This is a genomic window from Rhodoglobus sp. (genome assembly GCF_053580035.1).
Genome location: NZ_JBMDVL010000001.1, coordinates 1,741,294 through 1,764,643 on the forward strand (window position 1 = coordinate 1,741,294; position 23,350 = coordinate 1,764,643).

The 23,350-nt window shown below is 62.4% G+C and carries 24 protein-coding genes; 16 read left to right on the forward strand and 8 right to left on the reverse strand.

All coding sequences use genetic code 11. The features are described from left to right. Positions 1-152: 152 nt before the first annotated feature. From ACOH1Z_RS08545 to ACOH1Z_RS08575, 7 genes are all read left to right on the forward strand, one after another. Positions 153-3,074, forward strand: coding sequence for a Na+/H+ antiporter subunit A (locus ACOH1Z_RS08545; protein WP_449648018.1), 2,922 nt, complete (start codon positions 153-155; stop codon positions 3,072-3,074). Then, a complete protein-coding gene (locus ACOH1Z_RS08550; RefSeq protein ID WP_449648019.1) occupies positions 3,071-3,580 on the forward strand; it encodes a Na(+)/H(+) antiporter subunit C in 510 nt (169 codons plus the stop codon). Before ACOH1Z_RS08545 ends, ACOH1Z_RS08550 begins: the two co-directional genes overlap by 4 nt. Next, positions 3,577-5,139 (forward strand): Na+/H+ antiporter subunit D, encoded by a 1,563-nt coding sequence (locus ACOH1Z_RS08555; protein ID WP_449648020.1) that lies wholly within the window; start codon positions 3,577-3,579, stop codon positions 5,137-5,139. Before ACOH1Z_RS08550 ends, ACOH1Z_RS08555 begins: the two co-directional genes overlap by 4 nt. Continuing rightward, positions 5,132-5,770, forward strand: coding sequence for a Na+/H+ antiporter subunit E (locus tag ACOH1Z_RS08560; protein WP_449648021.1), 639 nt, complete (start codon positions 5,132-5,134; stop codon positions 5,768-5,770). The genes ACOH1Z_RS08555 and ACOH1Z_RS08560 overlap by 8 nt, the downstream gene beginning before the upstream one ends. Further along, positions 5,767-6,114, forward strand: a complete 348-nt coding sequence (locus ACOH1Z_RS08565; RefSeq protein ID WP_449648022.1) for an MrpF/PhaF family protein — start codon at positions 5,767-5,769, stop codon at positions 6,112-6,114. The genes ACOH1Z_RS08560 and ACOH1Z_RS08565 overlap by 4 nt, the downstream gene beginning before the upstream one ends. Next, positions 6,104-6,517 carry a monovalent cation/H(+) antiporter subunit G gene (gene mnhG, locus ACOH1Z_RS08570; protein WP_449648023.1) on the forward strand — a complete coding sequence of 138 codons (414 nt, stop codon included), beginning with the start codon at positions 6,104-6,106 and terminating at the stop codon, positions 6,515-6,517. The genes ACOH1Z_RS08565 and mnhG overlap by 11 nt, the downstream gene beginning before the upstream one ends. A gap of 158 nt (positions 6,518-6,675) precedes the next feature. Continuing rightward, the gene (locus tag ACOH1Z_RS08575; protein WP_449648024.1) at positions 6,676-7,065 is read left to right on the forward strand and encodes a VOC family protein; all 390 of its coding nucleotides are present in this window, start codon (positions 6,676-6,678) and stop codon (positions 7,063-7,065) included. Between the two features lie 83 nt (positions 7,066-7,148). Here the strand turns inward: ACOH1Z_RS08575 and ACOH1Z_RS08580 are convergent, their stop codons facing one another. Then, positions 7,149-7,589 (reverse strand): hypothetical protein, encoded by a 441-nt coding sequence (locus ACOH1Z_RS08580; protein WP_449648025.1) that lies wholly within the window; start codon positions 7,587-7,589, stop codon positions 7,149-7,151. 853 nt (positions 7,590-8,442) lie between these two features. Between ACOH1Z_RS08580 and ACOH1Z_RS08585 the strand changes: the two genes are divergently transcribed. The 6 genes from ACOH1Z_RS08585 (at position 8,443) to ACOH1Z_RS08610 (ending at position 11,213) form a co-directional block, all read left to right on the forward strand. After that, the gene (locus ACOH1Z_RS08585) at positions 8,443-8,736 is read left to right on the forward strand and encodes a type II toxin-antitoxin system RelE/ParE family toxin (RefSeq protein WP_449648026.1); all 294 of its coding nucleotides are present in this window, start codon (positions 8,443-8,445) and stop codon (positions 8,734-8,736) included. A gap of 15 nt (positions 8,737-8,751) precedes the next feature. Next, positions 8,752-9,024: a HigA family addiction module antitoxin gene (locus tag ACOH1Z_RS08590; RefSeq protein ID WP_449648027.1), complete on the forward strand. Its 273-nt coding sequence runs from the start codon at positions 8,752-8,754 to the stop codon at positions 9,022-9,024. Positions 9,025-9,055: 31 nt separating this feature from the next. Further along, the gene (locus ACOH1Z_RS08595) at positions 9,056-9,253 is read left to right on the forward strand and encodes a hypothetical protein (protein WP_449648028.1); all 198 of its coding nucleotides are present in this window, start codon (positions 9,056-9,058) and stop codon (positions 9,251-9,253) included. A gap of 167 nt (positions 9,254-9,420) precedes the next feature. Beyond that, positions 9,421-9,669, forward strand: coding sequence for a type II toxin-antitoxin system Phd/YefM family antitoxin (locus ACOH1Z_RS08600; RefSeq protein WP_449648215.1), 249 nt, complete (start codon positions 9,421-9,423; stop codon positions 9,667-9,669). Further along, the gene (locus tag ACOH1Z_RS08605; protein ID WP_449648029.1) at positions 9,666-10,070 is read left to right on the forward strand and encodes a type II toxin-antitoxin system VapC family toxin; all 405 of its coding nucleotides are present in this window, start codon (positions 9,666-9,668) and stop codon (positions 10,068-10,070) included. The genes ACOH1Z_RS08600 and ACOH1Z_RS08605 overlap by 4 nt, the downstream gene beginning before the upstream one ends. Before the next feature lie 39 nt (positions 10,071-10,109). Further along, entirely contained in the window at positions 10,110-11,213 is a 1,104-nt protein-coding gene (locus tag ACOH1Z_RS08610) for an acyl-CoA dehydrogenase family protein (protein ID WP_449648030.1), read from the forward strand. An 11-nt stretch (positions 11,214-11,224) separates the two neighbouring features. Here the strand turns inward: ACOH1Z_RS08610 and ACOH1Z_RS08615 are convergent, their stop codons facing one another. From ACOH1Z_RS08615 to ACOH1Z_RS08630, 4 genes are all read right to left on the reverse strand, one after another. Then, complete coding sequence (locus tag ACOH1Z_RS08615) at positions 11,225-11,614, reverse strand: hypothetical protein (protein ID WP_449648031.1); 390 nt, start codon at positions 11,612-11,614, stop codon at positions 11,225-11,227. A 92-nt stretch (positions 11,615-11,706) separates the two neighbouring features. Beyond that, on the reverse strand, positions 11,707-15,033 hold the full coding sequence (gene cydD, locus ACOH1Z_RS08620) for a thiol reductant ABC exporter subunit CydD (protein WP_449648032.1): 3,327 nt from the start codon (positions 15,031-15,033) through the stop codon (positions 11,707-11,709). Positions 15,034-15,078: 45 nt separating this feature from the next. After that, positions 15,079-16,122 (reverse strand): cytochrome d ubiquinol oxidase subunit II, encoded by a 1,044-nt coding sequence (cydB, locus tag ACOH1Z_RS08625; RefSeq protein ID WP_449648033.1) that lies wholly within the window; start codon positions 16,120-16,122, stop codon positions 15,079-15,081. A gap of 18 nt (positions 16,123-16,140) precedes the next feature. After that, positions 16,141-17,751: a cytochrome ubiquinol oxidase subunit I gene (locus tag ACOH1Z_RS08630; RefSeq protein WP_449648034.1), complete on the reverse strand. Its 1,611-nt coding sequence runs from the start codon at positions 17,749-17,751 to the stop codon at positions 16,141-16,143. An 88-nt stretch (positions 17,752-17,839) separates the two neighbouring features. Between ACOH1Z_RS08630 and ACOH1Z_RS08635 the strand changes: the two genes are divergently transcribed. From ACOH1Z_RS08635 to ACOH1Z_RS08645, 3 genes are read left to right on the forward strand one after another with little or no spacing between them, the layout of a single operon-like run. Continuing rightward, entirely contained in the window at positions 17,840-18,202 is a 363-nt protein-coding gene (locus tag ACOH1Z_RS08635) for a BlaI/MecI/CopY family transcriptional regulator (RefSeq protein WP_449648035.1), read from the forward strand. A gap of 2 nt (positions 18,203-18,204) precedes the next feature. Next, positions 18,205-19,041, forward strand: coding sequence for a M56 family metallopeptidase (locus ACOH1Z_RS08640; protein ID WP_449648036.1), 837 nt, complete (start codon positions 18,205-18,207; stop codon positions 19,039-19,041). 58 nt (positions 19,042-19,099) lie between these two features. Continuing rightward, complete coding sequence (locus ACOH1Z_RS08645) at positions 19,100-19,999, forward strand: endo alpha-1,4 polygalactosaminidase (protein WP_449648037.1); 900 nt, start codon at positions 19,100-19,102, stop codon at positions 19,997-19,999. A gap of 78 nt (positions 20,000-20,077) precedes the next feature. Here ACOH1Z_RS08645 and ACOH1Z_RS08650 read toward each other — a convergent pair whose 3' ends face one another. From ACOH1Z_RS08650 to ACOH1Z_RS08660, 3 genes are all read right to left on the reverse strand, one after another. Beyond that, on the reverse strand, positions 20,078-21,304 hold the full coding sequence (locus tag ACOH1Z_RS08650) for an MFS transporter (protein WP_449648038.1): 1,227 nt from the start codon (positions 21,302-21,304) through the stop codon (positions 20,078-20,080). Positions 21,305-21,417: 113 nt separating this feature from the next. Continuing rightward, positions 21,418-22,686, reverse strand: a complete 1,269-nt coding sequence (locus tag ACOH1Z_RS08655; RefSeq protein WP_449648039.1) for an alpha-hydroxy acid oxidase — start codon at positions 22,684-22,686, stop codon at positions 21,418-21,420. 8 nt (positions 22,687-22,694) lie between these two features. After that, positions 22,695-23,345: a GntR family transcriptional regulator gene (locus ACOH1Z_RS08660; RefSeq protein WP_449648040.1), complete on the reverse strand. Its 651-nt coding sequence runs from the start codon at positions 23,343-23,345 to the stop codon at positions 22,695-22,697. Between the last annotated feature and the right edge of the window lie 5 nt (positions 23,346-23,350).

The following is a 23,350-nucleotide window of genomic DNA, read 5'->3' on the forward strand; positions in this document are numbered from 1 at the left end:
GCATGATCGCAACCATTGCGGGAGCCCGCCAATCTGTGAGCCTCCCCCTTAGAATAGGGGTGGGCAATGTGTGGGTTGTTGCCTTCTCTTTCCGCCCGGTTGCTCCGCCGCCGGAGCCGTTCTGAACGACCGATCAATGCCGTGGAGGCCCGATGCTCGCTCTCCTCGCAGCTTTCGGTGCCGGGGCGGTTCTCATGCCGACCCTCACGCGCTGGCTCGGTCGCCAAGTGTTTTTCGTTGCAGCGCTCGTGCCGCTCGCCGCCTTCGTTGCAGCGCTCGTAGACGGGCCGCGCGTTGTTGCCGGCGCAACTATCGCGCAGAACGTTGACTGGATCCCCGAACTCGGTCTCTCAATCTCGATGCGCATGGATACGCTCTCGTGGCTGCTCACCCTCGTCGTAACCGGAGTTGGCGCCCTCGTGCTCATCTACGGTGCACGGTACTTCGAAAACGACGAAGTCGCCCTCGGCCGATTTGCGGGCCTACTGCTCGCGTTCGCTGGGGCGATGTATGGACTGGTGCTCGCCGACGACGTGTACCTACTCTTCGTCTTTTGGGAGGCGACGAGCGTGCTCTCCTACCTTCTGATCGGCCACTACACCGGCAATAGGGCCAGTAGAGGGGCGGCCCTCCAAGCCCTGCTGGTCACCACCCTCGGTGGGCTCGTGATGCTCGTGGGTCTCGTGCTGCTCTCGGTGGAGACGGGCACATCTAGCCTTTCCGGGATCATCGCTGAGAGCCCGTCTGGCACCATCGCCACTGTCGCGATCATGCTTGTGCTCGTGGGCGCAGCATCCAAATCGGCTATCGTGCCGTTCCAGTTCTGGCTGCCAGCAGCGATGGCGGCACCGACCCCAGTGAGCGCCTACCTGCACGCTGCGGCCATGGTCAAGGCAGGTATCTATCTGGTTGCGCGGTTCGCCCCAGGATTTGCAGAGACACCTGGCTGGCGCGAAGTCATCGTCATACTCGGCCTCACGACAATGCTGCTTGGCGGGTGGAATGCACTCAAACAGAACGACCTCAAACTCGTCCTCGCCTGGAGCACCGTTAGCCAGCTTGGCTTCCTTTTCGTCATCGTTGGATACGGAACACAGGATGCCGCTCTCGCTGGTATCGCCCTGCTCCTCGCCCATGCTCTCTATAAATCCACCCTGTTTCTGGCCATTGGGATCATCGACCACCGCACCGGAACCCGCGACCTGCGCAAGCTCTCTGGCCTCGGCCGGCGCGCCCCCGTTCTTGCTGTCATAAGTGCGCTCGCGCTCGCATCAATGGTCGGGCTTCCACCGACGATCGGCTACGTCGCGAAAGAGGCGGCATTCACTGCTCTCCTCACCGATGCCGAGAGCGGTGACGCCCTCGGGTGGGTTGCGCTCGTTGGCGTGGTGCTCGCATCGGCGCTAACGGTGGCGTATTGCGCTCGGTTTATGTGGGGTGCCTTCGCCACCAAGCCGGGTGTCGAACGAATCGGACCAGTTCAGGAGCGTCCGCTGTTTTGGGGTGCACCAGTCATACTCGCGCTGACGGGGCTCGTGCTTGGGCTCGCGGCACCCGTCGTCGACCACTTCATCGCGGGCTATCCGGCGCTCTTCGAGACATACCCGACAGCGGGAAGCGCCGAGACATACCATCTCGCTCTGTGGCATGGATTTGAGCCAGCTTTGGCCTTCTCGGCATTCACGCTAGTGGCAGGTGCAGCGCTGTTTTTCGCCCGAATCCGGGTCGCTGGCCTGCAGAAGCGCATCGCGACCGGCTACTCGGCATCCGCTGGATACAACGCTGTCATGCGTGCGATCGATCGCACCGCGGCACGCACAACCGGGCTGACCCAGCGCGGCTCCCTCCCCTTTTACCTGGGCATCATCTTGGCCGTATTTGTCTTTGCCGTGGGCACTTCGCTCGCATTCAACCGCACCTGGACCGGGTCTCTCCGGCTCTGGGATTACCCCGTGCAGGCCATCATCGGCCTCATCATGGTGATTGCGGCGATTGCCGTGACGCGAGCGAAGAAACGGTTCCAGGCGGCGGTGCTTGTTGGCGTGACCGGTATGGGGATGGCGGCACTCTTCGCGCTGCAGGGCGCCCCCGACCTCGCTCTTACCCAGGTGCTCGTTGAAATAGTCACCCTCATCGCTTTCGTCCTCGTTTTGCGACGATTGCCGGCCAGGCTCGGCACCGCCCACGGTTCTGCGAAACGTGGTCTCCGGATAACTATCGGTGTTGCCGTTGGAATGATCATGGGCGTTGTTGCTTTCGTCGCCACCGGGGTCAGAACTCAACTCCCCATCTCGCTCGAGTGGCCAGCTCTCGCCTTCAACGAAGGCCACGGACGCAATGTGGTCAACGTCGCACTCGTCGATATCCGGGGGTGGGACACGATGGGAGAGCTCTCAGTCATCATCGCCGCCGCGACGGGGGTGGCAAGCCTCGTATTCATCAGTGGCCGAGGCGTCGACAATCTTCCGAAAGTTGGGCGGCGGGAAGCTCAACTGACCGGACGCGCCACACTGCGAAACGCCAGCGATCCCAGCAATGACGATCGTGGCTCGTGGTTGCTCGCCGGTGGGGCGCTCGCTGCTCTCAACCGTTCCATTCTCCTCGAGGTGGTCGTGCGGCTGCTGTTCCACTCCATCATCGTGCTCTCGATCTACCTGCTTCTTTCCGGCCACAACGCGCCAGGAGGAGGCTTCGCCGGGGGAATCGTCGCCGGCATGGCACTGGTGGCTCGATTCCTCGCCGGGGGTAGATACGAACTCGGTGCTGCCGCACCCTTGGACGCTGGCAAAGTTCTCGGTGCTGGCCTCGTCCTCGCCGTCGGAACGGCGATCGCACCACTGCTATTTGGTCGTGACGCGCTCTCCTCGACCCTGTTCGAAGGTGAATTCGGCATCTTTGGTCATGTCGAGTTCGTGACATCCACCATCTTCGATATCGGTGTGTATCTTGTCGTCATTGGACTCGTGCTCGATGTGCTGCGCAGCCTCGGGGCAGAGGTTGACCGGCAATATGAGGAAGACAATGTCGGTACGACGGCGAAGCGCGACAGCGACTCAGAGGGGGTGCCGTCGTGACGATTGCACTCATCCCCATCATCGTCATGGCGGTGCTGTACGCGTGCGGGATCTCTCTCATGCTCGAGCGCAGCGTCACTAGGGTGCTGCTCGGGTTCCTGCTCGTCGGCAACGCCACCAACCTGCTTCTGCTCATCATGGCGGGCAAGGTTGGCGTCGCACCGATCGTCGGAGGCGGAATCCCCGCCGAAGACATGACTGACCCTCTGCCTCAGGCCCTCATTCTCACGGCCATCGTCATTACCTTCGGGGTGTCGGCGTTCTTGCTTGCGCTCATCTACCGGGCCTGGCGACTCGCGCAGGGTGACACCCTCCAAGACGACGAGGAAGATATCGCGCTCCGCACGAGCCTCGGCGTTCCGGGGGAGAACCCCGCAGACGCAACCTCCGGCAGCGATGCTGACGACGATGGCGCAGAGATGCGCGATATTGAAGAAGCGGATGCGCAGGCAGCGGCCGTTGAGATAGAACAGTTGACAATAACGACAGATCGGGGTGACTCATGAACGCCCTCGTTCCTCTCGTCGTCTTGATCCCGCTCGTGAGTGCTGCGCTGACTCTCATCCTCGGCAAACGACCCAAGGCACAGCGTGTCATCGCTATTGGCGCCCTCGTCGTTGTGCTCGCTATCGGCATCGTTCTCATTTCGGTGGTGGACGCTGAACGATCGCTCGCGATGGAGGTCGGCGGCTGGGCGAGCCCTTTCGGCATTGTGCTCGTCGTTGACCGCCTTTCGGCGCTGATGGTTGTCGTGTCCGCGATCGTGTTGCTCGCAGTGCTCGTCTTCTCCCTCGGGCAGGGTCTCGCTGACAGTGACAACGAAACCCCCGTGTCGATCTACTATCCGACCTACCTGATTCTTGCGGCCGGCGTTTTCAATGCCTTCATCGCCGGGGACCTTTTCAATCTGTACGTCGGCTTCGAGATTCTCCTAGTCGCCAGCTATGTGCTGATCACTCTCGGGGGAACGCAGGAACGCATCCGAGCAGGAACCACCTACGTAGTGGTCAGCCTTGTATCGTCGTTCTTCTTCTTGGCCGCTATTGCGATGATTTACGGCGCGGTGGGCACCGTCAATATCGCGCAAATCTCACTACGGATGGAGCAGATTCCGCTCGATGTGCAGATTGTGCTGCATGTGATGCTTCTCATCGCTTTCGGTATCAAAGCGGCCATCTTCCCGCTGTCGTTCTGGCTTCCCGACTCCTACCCAACGGCTCCGGCACCGGTGACCGCTGTGTTCGCGGGCCTTCTCACGAAGGTGGGTGTCTACGCGATCATCCGCACCGAGACAATCATGTTCCCCGGCCCAGAACTCAACACAGCACTCATGGTGGTTGCGCTGCTCACGATGGTTGTTGGCGTGCTCGGAGCGGTCGCGCAGGCGGACATCAAACGACTGCTGTCGTTCACCCTCGTGAGCCACATCGGTTACATGATCCTCGGGATATCACTGGGGACCGCGGCCGGAACCGCTGCAGCGATCTACTACATCGTGCACCACATCATCGTGCAGACGACCCTGTTCCTCGGTGCTGGACTCATCGAACGCATCGGAGGCACGACATCCATTACGAAGTTGGGTGGTCTACTGAAGGCCGCGCCGCTGGTGGCCGTGATGTTCCTTGTTCCCGCACTCAATCTCGGGGGCATCCCACCCTTCTCCGGATTTATTGGCAAGCTCGGACTCTTCGAGGCGACGGCACAGCAGGGCACGCCTCTCGGTTATGTGCTCATCGCGGCCGGGGCCCTCGTCTCGCTCCTCACTCTTTATGCCCTCGCGCGGGTGTGGAATATGGCTTTCTGGAGGCCGGTGAAAGACGTTCAGGGGTACGAATCGCCGCTGCTCGATAACGTCTCCGAAGCGCCGGGTTCAACGAAGGTACGCGCTGCCCGGCGAGCGCCAACACTGATGGTGGTGGCGACCGGCATTATGGTGCTGGTCAGCCTTGCCCTCACCGTTTTCGCGGGGCCGCTCTATAGCTTCAGCGACCGTGCTGGCCAGAACCTGCAAGGGCCGCGCACGTATATTGGCATTGTTTTCCCGGGCGGTGACAATGAGTGATTCTGCACCCGAGACGAGCGATCCGCTGACGAAACGGCAGCTTCGCTGGCGACTCTGGCAACAGCTGCCGCTGATCCTCGTGCTCGTTGCCCTGTGGATGCTGCTCTGGGGGACCGTCAGCGTGCTCAGCGTGACGAGCGGGGTCGTGATCGCACTCGTTGTGACGACCGTGCTCTACTTGCCGCCCGTGCAGCTCTCCGGTCGCTTCAACCCGTTCTGGTTCGCCGTTTACCTGGTTCGCTTTCTGGGCGAACTCGTTGTCGGTTCGGTCAACGTTGCGTTGCGGGCGTTCTCCCCGAGCGGGGTTACGGGCAACTCGGTCATTGCGGTGCAACTGGTGACGCGCTCCGACATCATCATGACCCTCACCGCGATCTCGGTCACGCTTATTCCCGGCTCCTTAGTCCTTGAGGTGGATCGTCAACAATCCGTGTTGTACCTGCACGCTCTCAACACCACGGATGAGGTGGCAGTGAACGCACTGCGACGTTCCGTCCATTCTTTCGAGCGCTCCCTCGTGCGGGCGCTCGGATCCCCGGAGGATGTCTCCAATTGCAGAACGGTCGCCGCCCTCGACGAGCGCGAACGACACTCGAGCCCGTCGAGCGACCGAGCGGGAGGTTCGCGATGATTCCCATACTTCAGGGGGTGGCCGTAGCGCTGTTTGCCATTGGCGCGCTGCTAGCCCTGTACCGCGTGCTTCGGGGGCCCACAATTCTCGACCGGATGATCGCATCCGACGTTCTGCTAACGACACTCATGCTGGCGGTGGGAGCCGACATGGTGATCAACGGCCATACGCGCACCATTCCGGTCGTGCTCGCCCTCGCGGCGACCGCGATTTTTGCGACGATCGCCGTCTCCCGCTACGTTTCGAAGCAAGACGCCAGCGATTCGTCTGCCCGGATTGCGGCAAACGCGATCGGCACCTCCACGGCTTCGGCTGCGCACGGGGAGGGCTCCGATGACGACTGATACCGTCCCCGACCTGATCGCGGCAATTTTGCTCCTGTTTGGTGGCATCCTCACCCTCGCCGCTGGTGTCGGACTCGTACGCTTCCCCGATGCCCCGAGCAGGTTGCACGCCTCAACCAAGCCCCAAGTGCTCGGCCTCGTTCTGGTGGTTATCGCACTCGCGCTGTCGGCACGCAGTTGGTCAGTTCTCTTGATGCTGATCCCCGTTATCGTGTTCCAACTGATCACTGTGCCGATCTCGGCCCATATTGTCGCGCGGGCCGCGTACCGTATGGGCAACTTCACGAAGGACCTGATGTACAAGGATGAGCTCGCCGCCGCGATTGAGCAGGCGAACGACGAGGAGTCATCCGGTCAGGAAGCACCGACACCACCCCCATCGGGTGCAGCTCGCGATCGTTGAGCACAACAATCCTCTGATTGGCGATCTCACCCTGACTGAGGTGGTGACGCGAGTTTTGCCGGTGCGTTTGGCGGCGGCTTAGGCAAACTGGTTGCACCGGGGCTTCGATGGGTATGGAATGTTCACGCGTGAACTCCCTCAACGAAAGCAGGCCAATCATGTTCTCTCCGACACTCGCGCTATCTGGTTTTAGTGTGGATGATCTTGATGCAGCGAAGACTTTTTACGGTGAGACTCTGGGCTTGACCGTGGTCGATGGCGAGATGGGAACACTGCTGATCACGGTGCCTGGTGGTGCACAGTTGATCGTCTATCCCAAGACGGATCATCAACCCGCTAGCTATACGATGCTCAATTTTGTGGTTGATGATGTTGAGGCTGCCGTTGACCAGTTGAACAAACTCGGGGTCCGCACGAAGATCTATGACGACTCTGGGCACGAAGGCGATCTGAACACTGACGAGAACGGGATCATGCGTGGGCACGGGCCAGAGATCGCCTGGTTCATGGATCCGGCGGGAAACGTGCTGTCTGTGATGGCGCCTTAGCTTTCGCGTGAGCGAATTCACGTCAGAGTTGTGGGGCGAGACGGCAATCGTCTCGCCCCACACTGCCTTCGCGCGCCGTCGGGTTACTCGGCGAGTAGCGTCCAGTTGCCGTCAGCTTGCACGCTGATCACGGAGGGGCCTGAGCTCAGCGGCACGGTTCCGCTGTAGGCTCCGATTTCGTTGACGAGGAGTCCTACCGAGAAGGTTTCGCCGGTCTCTTCGAGCACGACGAAGTTGCTTGAGCCGTCGTGAGTTGCGGTGAGTTTTCCGGCCGGGCCGTCGAACAGATACACGCCGTCGCCAGTTCCCGATGTCGCGAGGGCGGGAGCAGTGGAGATGGGTGTGATGGTGATGGTCCAGTTTCCGTCGGCTTTGACTTCGAGGGTGGTGGCATCGGTGAAGGAGTTGAAGCCGTACACGCTGATGCCGCTGTAGGGGCCGATGGTGTTGACGAGCAGGTCGCCGGTGCCTGACTGAGTGACGGGGTCGAAGGTGCCGAAGGTGTCGTCCGCCCAGCGCTGCACAGTGTTGGTTTCTTCCGCGGGTGCTTCGGTGACGGGTTCGGTTTTGGGGCTTCATATGCCTTTTTCGCGTTGGCTTCCAAGAGGGAGGCGCGCGAACAAGCCGATGCTGCGCGTGAGGCAGCTTCTAAACACGTCGAGTCGTTGATGCAGCGCGCTGCATCTTCGACTCCGCGAGATGCTCGCGATGTTTCGCTGTCACCGACCAGTTGGGTACAAAAATCTACGGAAGTTCCGACAGCAGAAGGCTGGGGACCGGAGGCTCTTGCGTCCGCGAAGTCGAGGGTAGAGGTACATGGCTATCTGGAGGAATTCGCTGTGAACCCCGGAGTCAGGGTCCTATGGGATGGAGTCGAAGTCGGAAACGTGAGTCGACTCGAAACTCTAGATTTTCCGAGCCACGCTGACGGGGAGTTGAGCTTCCGCACCCCTACACGCACCCATTCGCGTCAGGTGAAGGCGGGGCAGGTGACGAAGATAAGGCTTGCGTGGGACTCCGAGACCGGCGCGCTCAGGAGCTATTTGTTGGGCTCGATTTGGCAGGGCCGCGGAACAGACCGGTAGGCACGCTTGTCGCGACGAAGGCGAGGTGTTGGTCGCAGGAAAAGGTGTGGGGCCTCTCCTTCCGAACTACGCCCCTTGATCGAACTGCCTCTGTTCCTCAGCAGTCGCGAGCTGTTCCCTAAGCCCTTGGACGCGCGCAATGCGCTGAACAACGCGGCGACAGGAGCCCACTGGCAGCTATGCAGAACCGTGCCGAAGCAACAGTTGCGCTGGACTCCGCCCACGATCGATCACTCCAACAATCATGTGTATGCCCTTGCTATACGTATAGCGTCGCTGTACGGTTGAAGCTGTGATCAAGTCGTTTCGCCACAAAGGTCTCGAAACGTTCTTCGCGACAGGAAAGAAGTCGGGGATACGGCCAGATCACGCGAACAAACTTCAGAGACAGCTCGCAGTGCTCGATAATGCTCAGTCGGTCGACGACATCCCCGCGGTGTGGAAACCGCACTCGCTCAGCGGCTCAACAGCTAGGGGACGCGATGTCGCCGGTCACTATGCAATTTGGGTGAGCGGTAACTGGAGGATGGTTTTCAGATTTGAAGGTACCGACGTTTATCTTCTGGACTACCTCGATTATCACTAGAACGGAGCAGCAACGATGAGCATGCACAACCCACCCCACCCCGGCATGTTGCTGGAGGACTACCTCGGCGACGTCAGCCTCGCTGAAGCTGCCCGCCGACTCGGCGTCACGCGGGCGACCCTGTCGCGCATCCGTAATGGTCATGCGTCCGTGACCGCGGATATGGCGGTGCGCCTCGGAATTCTGCTCGGCACCAGCGCTGAGCTGTGGCTCGGCATGCAGACCGCGTACGACCTGTGGGTTGAGCGCCAGAAGCCTCTCCCCGAAATCTTGTCGCTAGCGAGCTAGGCATAGCGCCGAGCGCGATAGGAGAAAACCCATGACGCCCACTAAACAGTCCTACGTAGCAACCGCTCGCAAGGACGGCGATTGGTGGCTCATTGAGGCGCCTGAACTCGACACCGTCGGCCAAGCGCGGAGCGTCACAGAGTGCACAACGGTAGCCCGCCAAATTATCGGTCTCTGGCTCGATGTTGACCCAGAGGCTATCGATGTCACGGTGGCAGTCGAAAAATAGGTGCCCGACGACATTCCGCAGGCCATCGACCGCTCGGACGACGGCTTGCCTGCAGGAGGGAAGCCCCAAAGCGACGTTGCGCCTTGGGGGTTATTGAGCCCAAGTTCACACCAGCGTATTATGGCTAGGAAAGCTAGCCATAATGGTGGAGGTGTCAATTGAGACTTGTGAACATCCTTGAAGCGCGCAATACGCTGTCCCGGCTGGTGGCGGCGGTGAGCGATGGTGACGAAGTGGTTATTGCCAAGCGCGGCAAGCCGGTCGCGCGGCTGGTACCTGCCGTCGAGATCGTCTCCGAGCACACTGCGGCGCAAGCTGCAGAATGGCTTACCCGTAACCCAGTTCCTAGCCACCCGGCGCGCGCCGCAGATGAACTTGACCGCCAGATTGCAGCCGAGCGTGAGGGCTGGGAGTGATCTACCTCGACTCCTGCATTGTGATTTACGCTGTGGAAGATGACGGGCCGCGTGGCAACGCAGTGCGTCAGAGACTTACTGACGCTGCCGATGCAGTTGTCGCAGTGAGCCCCCTTGTCACTCTCGAATGTCTCGTCGGACCACTTCGCGACGAAAACTTCGGTCTCCACGACCACTACCTCCGAGCGCTCAGCAACTTCAAACCGCTTCCGCTGGAGGCCGAGCACTACATGAGAGCGGCTGAGCTTCGAGCCCGCTATGGTCTTAAAACGCCAGATGCGCTTCACCTCGCCGCCGCCCAAATGCATGGGTGTGACGAGTTGTGGACTAACGACGATCGCCTTGCCCCGGCGGCGAAAAACTTGGCGATGAATGTCACTTCGCCTTCCGTGAATTCGTAAACCACTGTGATGCTCCGGTTCGCGCGGTAGCGTGAACCCATGACGGTACTCACCCCAGCACTGCTCAACCGCATCCGCTCCCGCGCCGAACGCTACGACCACGAGAACATCTTCTTCACCGAAGACCTGCAAGAGCTGCGTGCCGTCGGCTACCTGAAGCCGCGCAGTCTGCGTGAGCTCTCGGATGACCAGCGCCTGCTTGCCGCCTACGCTCCCGCTACGGCGCTCGCCATCAACATGCACCTCGTCTGGATCGGCGTCGCCTGGGCGCTGCGCGAACGCGGCGACTCCAGCCTCGACTGGCTGTTGGCGGATGCCGAAGCCGGTGAAATCTTCGCCTTCGGCCTGAGCGAACCCGGCAACGATCTCGTCATGTGGGACTCGCTCACCACCGCCGAAACCGTCGAAGGCGGTTACGCATTTACGGGCACCAAAATCTTCACGTCGCTATCGCCGGCGTGGACCCAGCTCGGCCTCTTCGGCAAGCACACCGCCGACGATGGAACTGAAACTCTCGTGCACGGTTTCATCGAACGCTCGGCACCCGGTTGGCGCTCCCTCGAGGACTGGGACACCCTCGGCATGCGCGCCACCCAAAGCCACACGACGGTGTTGGATGGCGCCTTCGTTCCCGCGAACCGGGTCGCCCGGGTGCTGCCCGTCGGCCCCAACGCCGATCCCTTCATCTTCGCGGTCTTCGCCAACTTTTTGCCGCTCATCGCCTCCGTGTACGCGGGGCTTGCTGACCGCGCGCTCGAGCTCGGTGTCGAAGCACTCCAGCAGCGCAGCTCGGCCATCACCGGTGCCGCGTACTCCGAGCATCCGGATCTGCGCTGGCGGATGGCGGATGCCGCCCTCGCGCTCGATGCGATCGAACCCCAACTGCACGGCATTGTCGATGACGTTGATGCGCTCGTGGATCACGGGGCTGGGTGGTTCCGCAAACTGGCCGGTGTGAAGCACCGCAGCATCGAAACCGCACGCCACGTTGTCGACCAGGTCATGCGCTCGGCCGGGGGAGGAGCCTTCCGCAGCACAAGCGAACTCTCGCGCTTGCAACGCGATGTGCTCGCCGGGATCTACCACCCCTCGAACCCGGAGTCGGTGCATAAGACCGTCGCGAGCGACCTGTTCGGGAGTTAGGTGGGCAGGGCTCAGGGGATGTAGTTGTCCGGAGCGAAGCCGGCGGTGACAATGAGAAGCGGACCCTGAGTTTCGGAACTTAGCTCGATGGTGAGCGGATTCCAGAACGAGCCCGAGATGTATTCTCGCGGCGATGTCCCCAGCTCGTTTGAGAGCTCGCCCGGGGTCATGCCCTCGGGCGGACGCACCGAGACCAGAGACCAGCAGCCGCCCGAGGCGCACTTTTCGTCGACCGCAACAATCTCGCTTCCCTGAGGGAGGGGAATTGAGGAGGTCGGAGGAACCTCCCACTCCGAAACGGCAACGGTCAAATAGGTGAGACGCAGCAAATACACGATCACGAATGCGGTGATGACCACGCTTGCGCCGACCCACACCCATTGTTTGCGAGTTATGCTCATGCGATCTGACGGTACCAGAACAACTGACGCATCGTCGCAGCTAGCTCAAGGTGCAGTGTGTTACGGGCGCACCCTCAGCCAAAGCGGCAGCGCTAGACCGCAGCGACCTCGCGCGCCCCGAGCCGCAAGCTCACATCGAAGTCGCGGCGCTCGTCATCGTGATGGCTCACGAGCACCACGATCTTGTCGGCGAGAGCCGTGCGCAGGTCGCTGATGAGGTGCTCGGCGCTCGCGGCATCCAGGTGGGCGGTCGGTTCATCGAGCAGCACGACATCCGCTCGCGTGAGCAGGGTGCGGGCAACCGCGAGGCGCTGACGCTCGCCGCCCGACAAGCTCGCACCCGCCGAACCCACCCGAGTATCGAGGCCGTACTCGAGCGAATCGAATAGCGGGCCGAGACCCACCCGGCGCAACACCGCAACAAGCTCCTGCTCGGTCGGCTGATCATCGTGGGCGCGGCCCAACAGCAGGTTGCCATGAATCGTTGAGTCGAAGAGGTGCGACTCCTGCGGGCACCATGTGACCGCCGCGCGCAATTGCTCAGGCGACAGCTCGCGCGCATCCACCCCATTGAGGCTCCACGAACCCGCGGCTGCCGGAAGATACCCGAGCAGCGCCGCCAACAACGTCGACTTGCCCGCCCCCGATGGCCCCTCGACGACAAGCCACTCACCCCGCTCAACCCGAGCGGTCGCGCCCGAGAAAGCGAGCGTCGGGCTCGAAGGCCAGCGGATGCCGAGCTTCCGCAGTTCAAGAATGGTCACGTCGCCGAGTGGTTGGTCTGCGCTCGCGGCAGCAGCGCCGCCTGAAATGGCACCTCCCGCAGCGTCCACCCCCGCCGTCACCCCACGCACCTTCGCCAAAGCGGCACTGAGTGCTGGCCACTGCTGTACGGAATCAACAAAGGCGATGAGCGAGTCGACGAGGCCGATGGGGATAAGCACGAGCACGGCGACAATACCGATCGGAAGGGTGCCGGCGACGACGGCGGGCGCGGCAACGGGGAGCATCGTGACGGCGGTCACCGAGCAGGCGAGTACGACGACGGCATTGCCGAGGCCAAGGGCGCGAGCGCTGCGGCGGGAGAGTGCCCCGGCTTCGGCGTCGATGCGATCGAGGCGCACGAGCATCCGCTCACCGACACCATTGGCGCGCAGATCGTTAGCCGCACCCGTCATGGCGGCAAAGGCGCGCACGACACGAGATTGCACATTGGCGATGCCGTTGGCGGCCGAGCGATCAACCAGCACGGCAACGACCGGTGCCGCGATAAGACCAGCGGCGAGCCCCCACAGCAACACCGACACGGCGGGAGTATGAAGCAACGCAACCGCAATAACCGCAGCGAGTGACGTGCCGAGAGCAACCGCGGGCGGCAGCACGACCCGAGGAACCAGATCGCGCACCCGGTCAGCGGCCGAGACGAGATAGTCGAGAGCGACCCCGCCATTCGCGAGAGCCCGCGAACCCAGGGCCCGAGCGCCGAGACCGTTCCAGAGTGATACCCGCAGTTCGATCAACGATTGCAGCACCGCACTGTGAGTCGCCAGACGTTCGGCATAGCGCAGGCCGGCGCGACCCAACCCGAAGAACCGCACGCCAACGATCGCCACCAGCAAGTACATGATCGGCGGATGCTCGCTCGCCCGCACAATCAGCCAGCCCGAGATTGCGGTCAACGAGATCGCGAAGAGGCTCGCGCCAATGCCGAGAGCAATAGCTCCGACGAGAGTGCCGAATGAGGGACGCACAAACTCGAGGAGGGCGGCGAGAGTGGCGCGGGGTGAGCTTGGCGCGGCGAGGGCGCCAGCATCCGGTTCCGTTGTTGCCGCAATCGGGTCAACGCGCGCTTCGACAGCCCTGGTTCCGCCTGACACACCGACCGAAATCACTTGGTCGGCAAGCGCTGCGATTCCCGACTCGTGCGACGCCACCAACACCGTCACCGGTCGGCCGCGCAACTCAGCGATTGCTGTCTCCACGCGAGCAGCGGATGCCGGGTCGAGATGGGCTGTTGGCTCATCCAACAGCAACAGAGTTGCGCCCGCTTCGACGCGCAGCAGTCCGCGCGCGACAGCAATGCGACGCAGCTCGCCGGGGCTCACCTGGCGGGGGTCGGTGTCAGCGATTGAACCCAAGCCAAGTTCGAGCAGCACTGCTTTGATGGATTGTTCATCGTCGCTATAGAGGCGCAGTTCGTCGAGGACGGTGTCGGCAACGGTCTGCGGATGTTGCGGAACCCACGCCACCCGGGAAACGTCGACGCCCCACACGGTGCCGCCGTCGGGCTCACGATTGCCCGCCAGCACCTCAAGAACACTGGACTTTCCGCTGCCGCTTGGCCCATCCAATGCCGTGATTGTTCCCGGCGTCGCTCGGAAACTGAGCTGGTCAATCGCAGGAAGAGCACGACCGTTGTAGGCGACCGTCAGATCGACAACACGGAAGGAGCCCTCCGGCTGCCGGTGAACACGGGCTCGCGGCGCATCGATGATCGTGCGGGCCCGGCGCAGAGCGGTGAGCCCATTCTCGGAGGAGTGGAACGCGGCACCCAGTTCGCGGAACGGCGCAAAACACTCGGGCGCAAGCACAAGGGCGATGAGGCCAACCGTGAGGGGGAGCTGGTCGTTGACAAGCCGCACACCAACAAAGACGGCAACAATAGCGACCGAGATGGTGGCAATGAGTTCCAGCACTAGGGAGGAGAGGAACGCCGTGCGTAGCGTCGCCATTGTGGTCGTGCGATTCTCGGCCGAGATCGCCCGAAGAGCACGCGACTGCTCACCGACCCGGCCAAGCCCCACCAGAACGGGCAGGCCGCGCGCCAGCTCAACAAGATGATCGGAAAGGCGTTCGAGACTCGCACTCGCCGCGTCAGCACGCTCGCGCGTGTGCCCACCGACAAGCACCATGAAGACGGGAACCAGAGGAACCGTCAACACAATGATGAGCGCACTCACCCAATCGACCGAGAGGATGCGGGCGCCAATCAGCAACGGAACCGTTGCCGTCGTCACAATCGACGGCAACACAACACGGAAGTAGTTGTCGAGCTCATCGAGACCGACCGTCGCAATTGCCGTGCTCGCACCGACGCGCGAATCCGAACCCGTGAGCACTCGCTCGGCGAGTTCGCGTCGCAGCGATTCCTTCGCGCCGAGAGCAGCGCGGGTTGCAAAACTCTCCGTTGCCCAAGCGGCGGCCGCGCGCAGAAGGCCAGCGGCAATGCCCAGCACAATCGCGAACTGCCACGCCCGATCATCCGTTTCGATGACGCCGACGACGCCGCGGGCAACCGCCTCCGCCATGAGCACGAGGGCGAGCCCCTTGAGCGCGGCCAACAGCCCGAGCCCGAACAGCGTGTGTACGCCGCCTGGGCCGAAACCGGCTGCGAGTCGTTCGCGGAGTTTGGCCTTCATGCCCTCCATGGTGCCCTCTGCTGATTGTGCAACGCTGGGAGTGCCCTAGTTTGCGGAGGAAGCGGGTGCCACCGCAGGCTTCACCACGTGAGCCTCCGGGATGTGCTTGTCGCTCAGGCGGTTGCGGAATACCCAGTAGGTCCAGCCTTGATACACGAACACCAGCGGCAGACCAAACGCGGTCACGACACTCATAACGCCCAAGGTATATTCGCCACTCGCCGCGTTGGAGATCGTCAGGTTGAAGGCAGGATCAATGGTCGACGGCAGGACTACAGGGTAGACCGCAGCGAAAATGGATGACGCTCCCGCGACCAAAAATGCTGCGATACCGACGAAGGCCCAGCCCTCGCGCCCGGCTCGCGCGCTGACCCAGCCGAAGACTACGGCGATCACCGCAACTACCACGAGCGCCCACGTAATAACGGTGCCGTTCTGGAATTGGATGATGAGCACCCACGCGACAATCGGCAGCAGAGCAACGGGGCTCCACCGCACCACAAAGTTGCGGGCACGGACACGCACGTCGCCATCGGTCTTCAGACCGAGGAACGCGGAGGCGTGCACGAGCGCGAAGCCGACAACAGCAAGGCCACCGAGCACGGCATAGGGAGTGAACCAGGCGAAGGCGCCGCCAACGCGGTCACCGTTTGCATCAATCGGAAGGCCGGTCGTAGTGAGGGCGAGCGCTGCACCGATGCCGAACGCTGACCCGAGGGAGCCGAGACCGAGAGCGCGATCCCACCACATACGCCACTTATCCGTGGAACCTTTGCCGCGGTACTCAATCGCGACCGCGCGGAAGATGAGGCTCACGAGCACGATTGTCAGCGGGATGTAAAGGGCTGAGAACAGCGACGCATACCAAAACGGGAATGCAGCGAAGGTGGCGGCTCCAGCCGTGATCAGCCAGACCTCGTTACCGTCCCAGACCGGGCCGATGGCATTGAGCATGAGCCGGCGCTGCTTGTCGTTGCGCGTGCTGAAGAGCAGCAGCATCCCGACCCCAAGGTCGAAGCCTTCGAGCAGGAGGTAGCCAATCCAGAGTGCCGCGATGGCGATGAACCAGACGGTGGGAAGAAGTTCCATGAGTGTCTGCCTCTCTACTTAGTAGGCGAACGCGAGAACGTCGTCGCGTTGGTCTGGCCGGTTGGGGTCGTCAGGGTTGTTGGGATCGCTCTCGCTGTCGCCGGGACCAGCTTCTGGATGCCCGAGCTCAGGCATCGCCGAGGCAACGCCACCGCGCACGTACTTGACGAGCAGCTTCACTTCGAAGACCAGCAAGAAGGCGTAGACGAGCGCGAGGGAAGCGAGGGAGAAGATGATCTCTTCACCACTCACCCCAGGGGAAACTGCTGCCGCGGTGAACATGTAGACACCGTCAACGCCACCGGGGGTCGGGTTAGGGGCAACCACAAACGGCTGACGTCCCATTTCGGTGAACACCCAACCCGCGATGTTGGCACCGAACGGGGCCGCAATGCTGAGGAGTGCCGTGCCCATCAGGAACTTCGACCGCGGCACCGTTCCCTTGCGAACAATCCATAGGGTGAGCAGAGCGAAACCAGCCGCGAGCATCCCGAAGCCGATCATCAGGCGGAAGCCCCAGTAGGTGACCTCCATGATCGGCAAGTAGTTGATTTCCATTCCGGCACGTTCGCCATAGAGCGGGTCGTCGGGAAGGTTGGTTCCATAAAGTGCTTGGTACTCGGGGATGAGCGTGTTCACACCCTTGATCTCCGTATCGAAGTCGCCATGAGCGAGGAATGAGAGGATGCCCGGAATTTCGATAATGCCGACCACAGCCTCACAGTCCTGAGAACCGAGCGGGCCAATCGAAAGCACCGAGAAACTCGTACCGTCATGGCAGGCGGCCTCGGCCGCGGCCATCTTCAACGGTTGCTGTTCAAACATGAGCTTCGCCTGCAGGTCACCGGTGATGGCGACTCCACCGAATCCGACAATCGCAATGACGGCACCGATGCGGATGCTCGTGATCCAGACCGAGTGGTCCTTGCGATCGCGGCCGGGGATGCTGGTGTTCTCGCCGACGACGACACGGCCTGCGGCATCCACAGTGTCGATTCCATCGCGACGACGCTGCCAGAGCTGGTACCAGGAGATGCCGACGACGAACCCGGCGCCGACGGCGAGGGCGCCAGTGATTGTGTGCGAATAGGCGGTGAGCGCGGTGTTGTTGGTGAGCACTGCCCAGATGTCGGTCATGACGGGGCGACCGTCGATGAGCTCAACTCCGACCGGGTGCTGCATCCACGAGTTCGCCACGATGATGAAGAAGGCGGAGACGATCGAACCGGCTACCGCGATCCACAGGGTGGCGAGGTGAATCTTCTTGGGCAGGCGGCTCCAGCCGAAGATCCAGAGGCCGAGGAAGACTGATTCGAAGAAGAAGGCGAGGAGGCCTTCCATGGCGAGCGGTGCGCCGAAGACGTCGCCGACGAAGCGAGAGTATTCACTCCAGGCCATGCCGAACTGAAACTCCTGCACGAGGCCGGTGGCAACACCCATGATGAAGTTGATGAGGTACAACTTGCCCCAGAATTTAGTCATGCGCAGCCACTTCTCGTCGCCCGTGCGCGCCCACTGGGTTTGCATGAGTGCGACGACCGGGCCAAGGCCAATCGTGAGGGGAACCATGATGAAGTGGTAAACGGTGGTGATGCCGAACTGCCATCTCGCGATTTCTAGGGGGTCCACTCCGCACCTTCCACTGCATTTTCTACGTCTTGTAGAACTATTTCTACACGGTTGTAGAAATAATTTCTACCTGAGGTAGAATTGGCTCATGAATTCGTTGGGAGAACTCGAACGCAGCGTCATGGATTTGCTGTGGGCAGGTGGCGAAAGCCTTTCGGCGTATGACCTGCAAGCGGCACTAGCTGAGCATTCGGAATCGGGCCGTGAGCTCGCCCCCACCACGATCCTCACCGTGCTGTCGAGGCTCGAAAACAAAAACTTTGTGGTGCGCGAGCGAGACTCCCGACCACACCGCTACCGTGCCGCCGCCGCTCGCGAGGCGCACATGGCCGACCTCATGCACGAAGTGCTTGGTGGTGCGAGCGATCGCGCTGCGGTACTCGAACGTTTCGTCGGTCAGGTCTCGAGCGAAGAAGCCGACACTCTGCGCCGCATCCTCGCCGGTCGCTAAAAATGCTCGTTGCCGCCATCGCGCTCGGCCTCATCGCGATCTTGTTAGCGTGGCCTGTTCCCGCACTGCTGCCAGGGGCGAGATGGGCCTACCGTCGCCCGACACTGGGGTTGCTGGTTTGGCAACTCGTCGCACTCGTCGGTGGCACCAGCATGATTGGCTCGCTCGTTCTTTTGGGGGCCTCAACATTCGCCAATGACCTTTCGGATGCCGCTAACGGCATGTGGCGCTTCGTCACCCACAATGAGTTGCCAGACGGCTCCTCGGTGTGGTCGTTGCTCGCGCTCTCGGGAGCTCTCTTCCTCACCGCCCACCTCCTCCTAAACCTGCTCGTCACGGTTGTATATGCGGAGCGAGAGCGTGCCCGCCATGCTCAACTCATCACCCTTCTCAGTGAGCCAATGGTCGACCGTCCCGGCACCCGACTCATCGACACCCCGGCTCCCGTCGCCTACTGCTTGCCTGGTGCCCTCAAGTCGATCACCGTCTTGACGGCTGGCCTGATCAAACTGCTGGATGAAGAAGAACTTCGTGCCGTCATTGAGCATGAGCGGGCCCACGTTCGATTGCGCCATGACATCGTGCTCATCTTTTTCACGGCCTGGAAGGTATCGCTGCCGTGGTTACCGACCGCGCGCAATGCCTCGCGTGAAGTGGCACTGCTTCTCGAGATGCACGCCGACGACAACGCCCTCACGCACGTGAGTCGCGGCAGTTTGGCTCGGGCAATCACCGTCGTCGCCGAAGGTGGTGCGCTGCCGCAGCGCAGAGAATTTTCCGCTGCCCTGCCCGAGTCGACCCCGAAAGAACTGCGGGCGCGGTTGTTGCGGTTGGCGTAGTTTTTCGCGGCCTCATCGCGTTTCACGACGTGATAGCGTGCGGTCTAAACTCAGCGTCATGAACGCAACCACACCTAACGCACCCTCCACGGTGTGGCCACGCAACTCGCGGACGATGCGACTCACTCTCGCGACGGCGCTCGTGCTCTCCATCGCGGGATGCACTGCCGCCGCCCCCGCAGGGGAGACGCACTCGAGCTCTCCCGCCGCATCCGCCAACGCCGGGTCATCTCCCTCGGCCTGGAGCCTTTTCGAGCCGGGAGCGATCGCCGACTACCAGTTAGGCGGAGCCTACGAGCCCGGCGCGGCAGTGTCGGTGGTCGTTCGCGACTCAGAAGAGCAGCCGCTCGACGGGGCATATTCCATTTGCTACATCAATGCTTTCCAATCGCAACCGGGCGAGCAGTGGCCGACCGATTTGCTCTTGCAAGACAGCGCAGGCGACGCGGTTATCGACCCGAACTGGCCGGATGAGACCCTTCTCGACATTCGTTCCGAAAGCAATCGGGAGGCTATCGCCGAGCAACTGAGCCCCGCGATTGTGGGCTGCGCTAGCAAAGGTTTTGAGGCTGTCGAGTTCGATAACCTCGACAGCTACTCGCGCTCCGAAGGGCTACTCGAGCGCGCAGACGCGATCGCGATGGCAACGCTGCTCGTGCAGGCCGGTCACGAGAACGGGCTCGCGGTGGCGCAGAAGAATTCTGCTGAGCTGCTGGGGCAGGCGGCATCCACGATTGGCTTCGACTTTGTGATCGTCGAAGAGTGCGATCAGTTCGAGGAGTGCGGTGACTTTACCGATTCTTACGGTGACGCCGTAATCGATATCGAGTACACCGACGAGCTGCGGCGACCCTTCGCCGAAGTGTGCGCGGATGCCGCAACACCACGCATCACGATGCTGCGAGATCGCGACCTCACGCCGCCCGGCTCACCCGATTACGTCTACGAGCACTGCTGACGGCAGCCGCCGGAATTTCGCTCGACACGAGATGCCACGCAGCCGCGAGGCCCATCAGCTGCGAGTACCGTAACCGTGCTAGCCGGTGACCTTCGGTCCGCGAATAAACGCGAGCGGCAGCGTCAAGAGCGAGATCGCTGCCGCTACCAAGATCGCGGGCGGGAACGCGAACGCGGTGGCGAGTGTGCCGATGAGCACTGAACCTAGGGCTGTTCCGAGGTCGAAGCCGATGTTCCAGACAGCGCTCGCTGTGCCGTATTGCTTGCGTTGTACGGCGGCGAGGGAAAGCACGAGAGTGAGGTTCTGCAGCCCACCGTAGGCAACGCCGACGAGCGTCGTGCCGAGAAGGAAGAGCAGAACACCCGTGGAATCCGGGTTCTGCACCGCTTGGGCGATCGCGAGGAGGCCGGCGACCGAGATGACGACGAGCGGCCACAGGAAGCGACCGGCACCGTAGCGATCAGAGAGGCCGCCGACACCCCAGCGGGTGATCGCGGCGCTGAGGGTGAGCAGGGCGAGCGCTCCGGCAGTCGCCGCGGGCGATGAGCTCATTTGTGGCGCGAAAGTGAGCAGTGCACCGCCGGCGAGAGTCACGCCGCTGAGGAGCATCATGGGGCGCAGAAGGGTGACGGCGAGCATACGTCGCTGCGATCGGGTGCCCGATGGTGCCGCGACCGACGTTGAACCGGTGGCGGGGAGCAACTCACGCTCGGCAGCTTGGGCGCGAAGAATACGTGCGAGGCGAGGGGCAGAGCTGATGCCCAAGAGGGGCAACGCACCGAGCGCAAAGACGGCCCAAAATCCGACGGTCTCCGCGAGCAGGGTTGCGGTGGGGGCGAGGAAGATCTGCGGGATCGCGATTGCAGCGCCGTAGATTCCGACGGCAGCGCCGTGTTGCGCGCGATCAACAAGGTTCGCCACGACGGTCGAGCCGGTGACAGTCAGGATACCGAAGCCGACACCGCGGACCGCGGAAATAGCGAGAATCCAGCCCAGCTGATCCGAAATGAGAAGCAGCAGTGGCGGAACTCCGAGAAGGGCGAGGCCCGCCGCGAGCACGCGGCCAGTACCTAAGCGCTCCAGGAGTCGCGGAACAAAGGGCTGCGACATTACGGTGACGAGCAGCAACACACCGTTGACGAAACCGGAGCCAGCTTCCGTGGCTCCGCCCTGAATCGCCCACAGCGGTACGACAGGAATCAGCGCAATGAAACCTCCGAAACCTGCGGCCGTCAAGACCAATAGCGCGGGCATTCCTGGCGCGCGCCAGACGGGGGTCGGAGCATCGCGAGAGTTCTGAGTCACGATGCTCAACTCTATGCCCCGCCGGGTCTTGACCGACTGAGTTCAGAATCCAGAACCCGGCAGGGCCAGAGAACTCGCACGGCGACCCACCACAGCCTGCGGCACGAGTGGCTTTATTTCGCGGGCACCGCCGCGGCCGCACTCGGGGTGACGGCACGGGGAGCCAACCGCTGCAACTGAGTCAGGTGCTTCGGCTCGAGCTCTTCGATGCTCGTGACCTCGAGCAGTTTCATCGTGCGCACGATCTGCTCCGACAGAATCTGGATCGTGCGGTCAACGCCCTCGCGCCCTCCCGCCATAAGCCCGTAGAGGTAGGCGCGACCGATGAGCGTGAACTTGGCGCCGAGGGCCATCGAGGCCACGATGTCTGCACCGTTCATGATGCCGGTGTCGACCATCACCTCGACGTCCGTGCCCACTTCGCGCACGACGTTCGGCAGTAGGTGGAAGGGGATGGGGGCGCGGTCGAGCTGGCGACCACCATGGTTGGAGAGCAGGATGCTGTCAACGCCGAGCTCTGCGAGGCGCTTCGAGTCTTCAAGGTTCTGCACTCCCTTGATCACAATTTTGCCTGGCCACATGTCACGGATGATCTTGAGGTCGTCGTAGTTGATTGACGGGTCCATGGCGGAGTCGAGCAGTTCGCCCACGGTGCCTCCGGTGGTCGCGAGCGAGGCGAATTCGAGCGGGGGAGTCGTGAGGAAGTCGAACCACCACCAGGGGCGAGGGATGGCGTTGAGGATCGTGCCTGCCGTCAGCTGCGGAGGAATCGAGAACCCATTGCGCTTGTCGCGCAGTCGCGCACCGGCAACCGGGGTGTCGACCGTGAACATCAGCGTGTCGTAGCCTGCGGCTGCCGCGCGCTCGACGAGGCCGTAAGAGATCTCGCGTTCGCGCATGACATACAGCTGGAACCAGTTACGGCCGTTCGGGTTGGTGGCCTTCACATCTTCAATGGATGTCGTGCCCAGCGTCGAAAGAGTGAACGGAATTCCTGCTGCCGCTGCTGCGCCCGCGCCGGCGATTTCGCCTTCGGTCTGCATGAGGCGGGTGAATCCCGTCGGCGCAATTCCGAACGGCATCGCGGACGTTCCGCCGAGAATCTGCGTGGTGGTGTCGACGCAGGAGGCGCCACGCAGGATCGAGGGGTGGAACTCGATGTCTTCGAAGGCCTGGCGCGCTCGGCTCAGCGAGATCTCGCCTTCGGCCGAGCCATCCGTGTAGTCGTAGGCGGCCTTGGGGGTGCGACGCTTGGCGATGTCTTTGAGGTCGTAAATCGTGAGGGCGCTGTCGAGGCGACGCTTCTTGCCGTTGAGCTCGGGGGCCTTGAACTTCATGAGCTTCGCGAGCTCTACGGGGTTCGGAAATTGACGCTTAACCATGAGGTGCCTTAGCTGTCGGTGTCGAGATCGGTGTCGGTGTCGAGGTGGGTGAGGAGGCGATCGCGCGCCCCCAGAATGTGGTCGCGGGTGAGGCGCTCCGCGGCGGCGGCATCCCCGGCGGTGATGGCATCGAGGATGCCCTGGTGTTGTTCGGCCACCTCGTGGGCGGTAATGAGTTGGGCGGATTGAACCTGCCCAATGCACAGCTCGACTTCACCCATGAGCAGTTCGTGCAGGCGGGTGAGGCGCGAACTGGGCTGACCGGCGACGAGCGCGCGGTGGAACTGGATGTCGTGGTGGGCGAAATCATCGGTGGCGGTGAACGCGCGGTGTGCGGCGAGCGCCGCCGCTGGAATTGCGCCGGCTTCAGCGAGTGCTGCCATGGCGGCTGCTTCGACGATGGAGCGGGTGTCGAAGAGGTCGAGCACGTCGTCGTAGCTGAGCTCGGGCACGCGGGCGGCGCGGTGGGCTTCTCGGCGCAGGAGTCCGTCGGCGACGAGGCGATCAATCGCGATGCGGGCGGTGGGGCGAGCGACGCCGAAACGGAGAGCGACGGCTGCTTCGGTGACGGAAGCGCCGGGGGCATCTTTCTGAGAGATGATGTCGGCGCGAAGCTTCTGGGCGACGGTCTCGGGGAGCACTGCGGCATTCTCGATCACAACTG

What these genes read in the sequence shown, in the direction of transcription:
- ACOH1Z_RS08565 (WP_449648022.1), top strand. Translation starts at nt 5,767, where the DNA reads ATGATTCCCATACTTCAGGGGGTGGCCGTAGCGCTGTTTGCCATTGGC.
- ACOH1Z_RS08575 (WP_449648024.1), top strand. Translation starts at nt 6,676, where the DNA reads ATGTTCTCTCCGACACTCGCGCTATCTGGTTTTAGTGTGGATGATCTT.
- ACOH1Z_RS08555 (WP_449648020.1), top strand. Translation starts at nt 3,577, where the DNA reads ATGAACGCCCTCGTTCCTCTCGTCGTCTTGATCCCGCTCGTGAGTGCT.
- ACOH1Z_RS08615 (WP_449648031.1), bottom strand. Translation starts at nt 11,614, where the DNA reads ATGAGCATAACTCGCAAACAATGGGTGTGGGTCGGCGCAAGCGTGGTC.
- cydB (WP_449648033.1), bottom strand. Translation starts at nt 16,122, where the DNA reads ATGGAACTTCTTCCCACCGTCTGGTTCATCGCCATCGCGGCACTCTGG.
- ACOH1Z_RS08655 (WP_449648039.1), bottom strand. Translation starts at nt 22,686, where the DNA reads ATGGTTAAGCGTCAATTTCCGAACCCCGTAGAGCTCGCGAAGCTCATG.
- ACOH1Z_RS08645 (WP_449648037.1), top strand. Translation starts at nt 19,100, where the DNA reads ATGAACGCAACCACACCTAACGCACCCTCCACGGTGTGGCCACGCAAC.
- ACOH1Z_RS08590 (WP_449648027.1), top strand. Translation starts at nt 8,752, where the DNA reads ATGAGCATGCACAACCCACCCCACCCCGGCATGTTGCTGGAGGACTAC.
- ACOH1Z_RS08595 (WP_449648028.1), top strand. Translation starts at nt 9,056, where the DNA reads ATGACGCCCACTAAACAGTCCTACGTAGCAACCGCTCGCAAGGACGGC.
- ACOH1Z_RS08610 (WP_449648030.1), top strand. Translation starts at nt 10,110, where the DNA reads ATGACGGTACTCACCCCAGCACTGCTCAACCGCATCCGCTCCCGCGCC.
- mnhG (WP_449648023.1), top strand. Translation starts at nt 6,104, where the DNA reads ATGACGACTGATACCGTCCCCGACCTGATCGCGGCAATTTTGCTCCTG.
- ACOH1Z_RS08635 (WP_449648035.1), top strand. Translation starts at nt 17,840, where the DNA reads ATGAATTCGTTGGGAGAACTCGAACGCAGCGTCATGGATTTGCTGTGG.
- ACOH1Z_RS08545 (WP_449648018.1), top strand. Translation starts at nt 153, where the DNA reads ATGCTCGCTCTCCTCGCAGCTTTCGGTGCCGGGGCGGTTCTCATGCCG.
- cydD (WP_449648032.1), bottom strand. Translation starts at nt 15,033, where the DNA reads ATGAAGGCCAAACTCCGCGAACGACTCGCAGCCGGTTTCGGCCCAGGC.
- ACOH1Z_RS08560 (WP_449648021.1), top strand. Translation starts at nt 5,132, where the DNA reads ATGAGTGATTCTGCACCCGAGACGAGCGATCCGCTGACGAAACGGCAG.
- ACOH1Z_RS08640 (WP_449648036.1), top strand. Translation starts at nt 18,205, where the DNA reads ATGCTCGTTGCCGCCATCGCGCTCGGCCTCATCGCGATCTTGTTAGCG.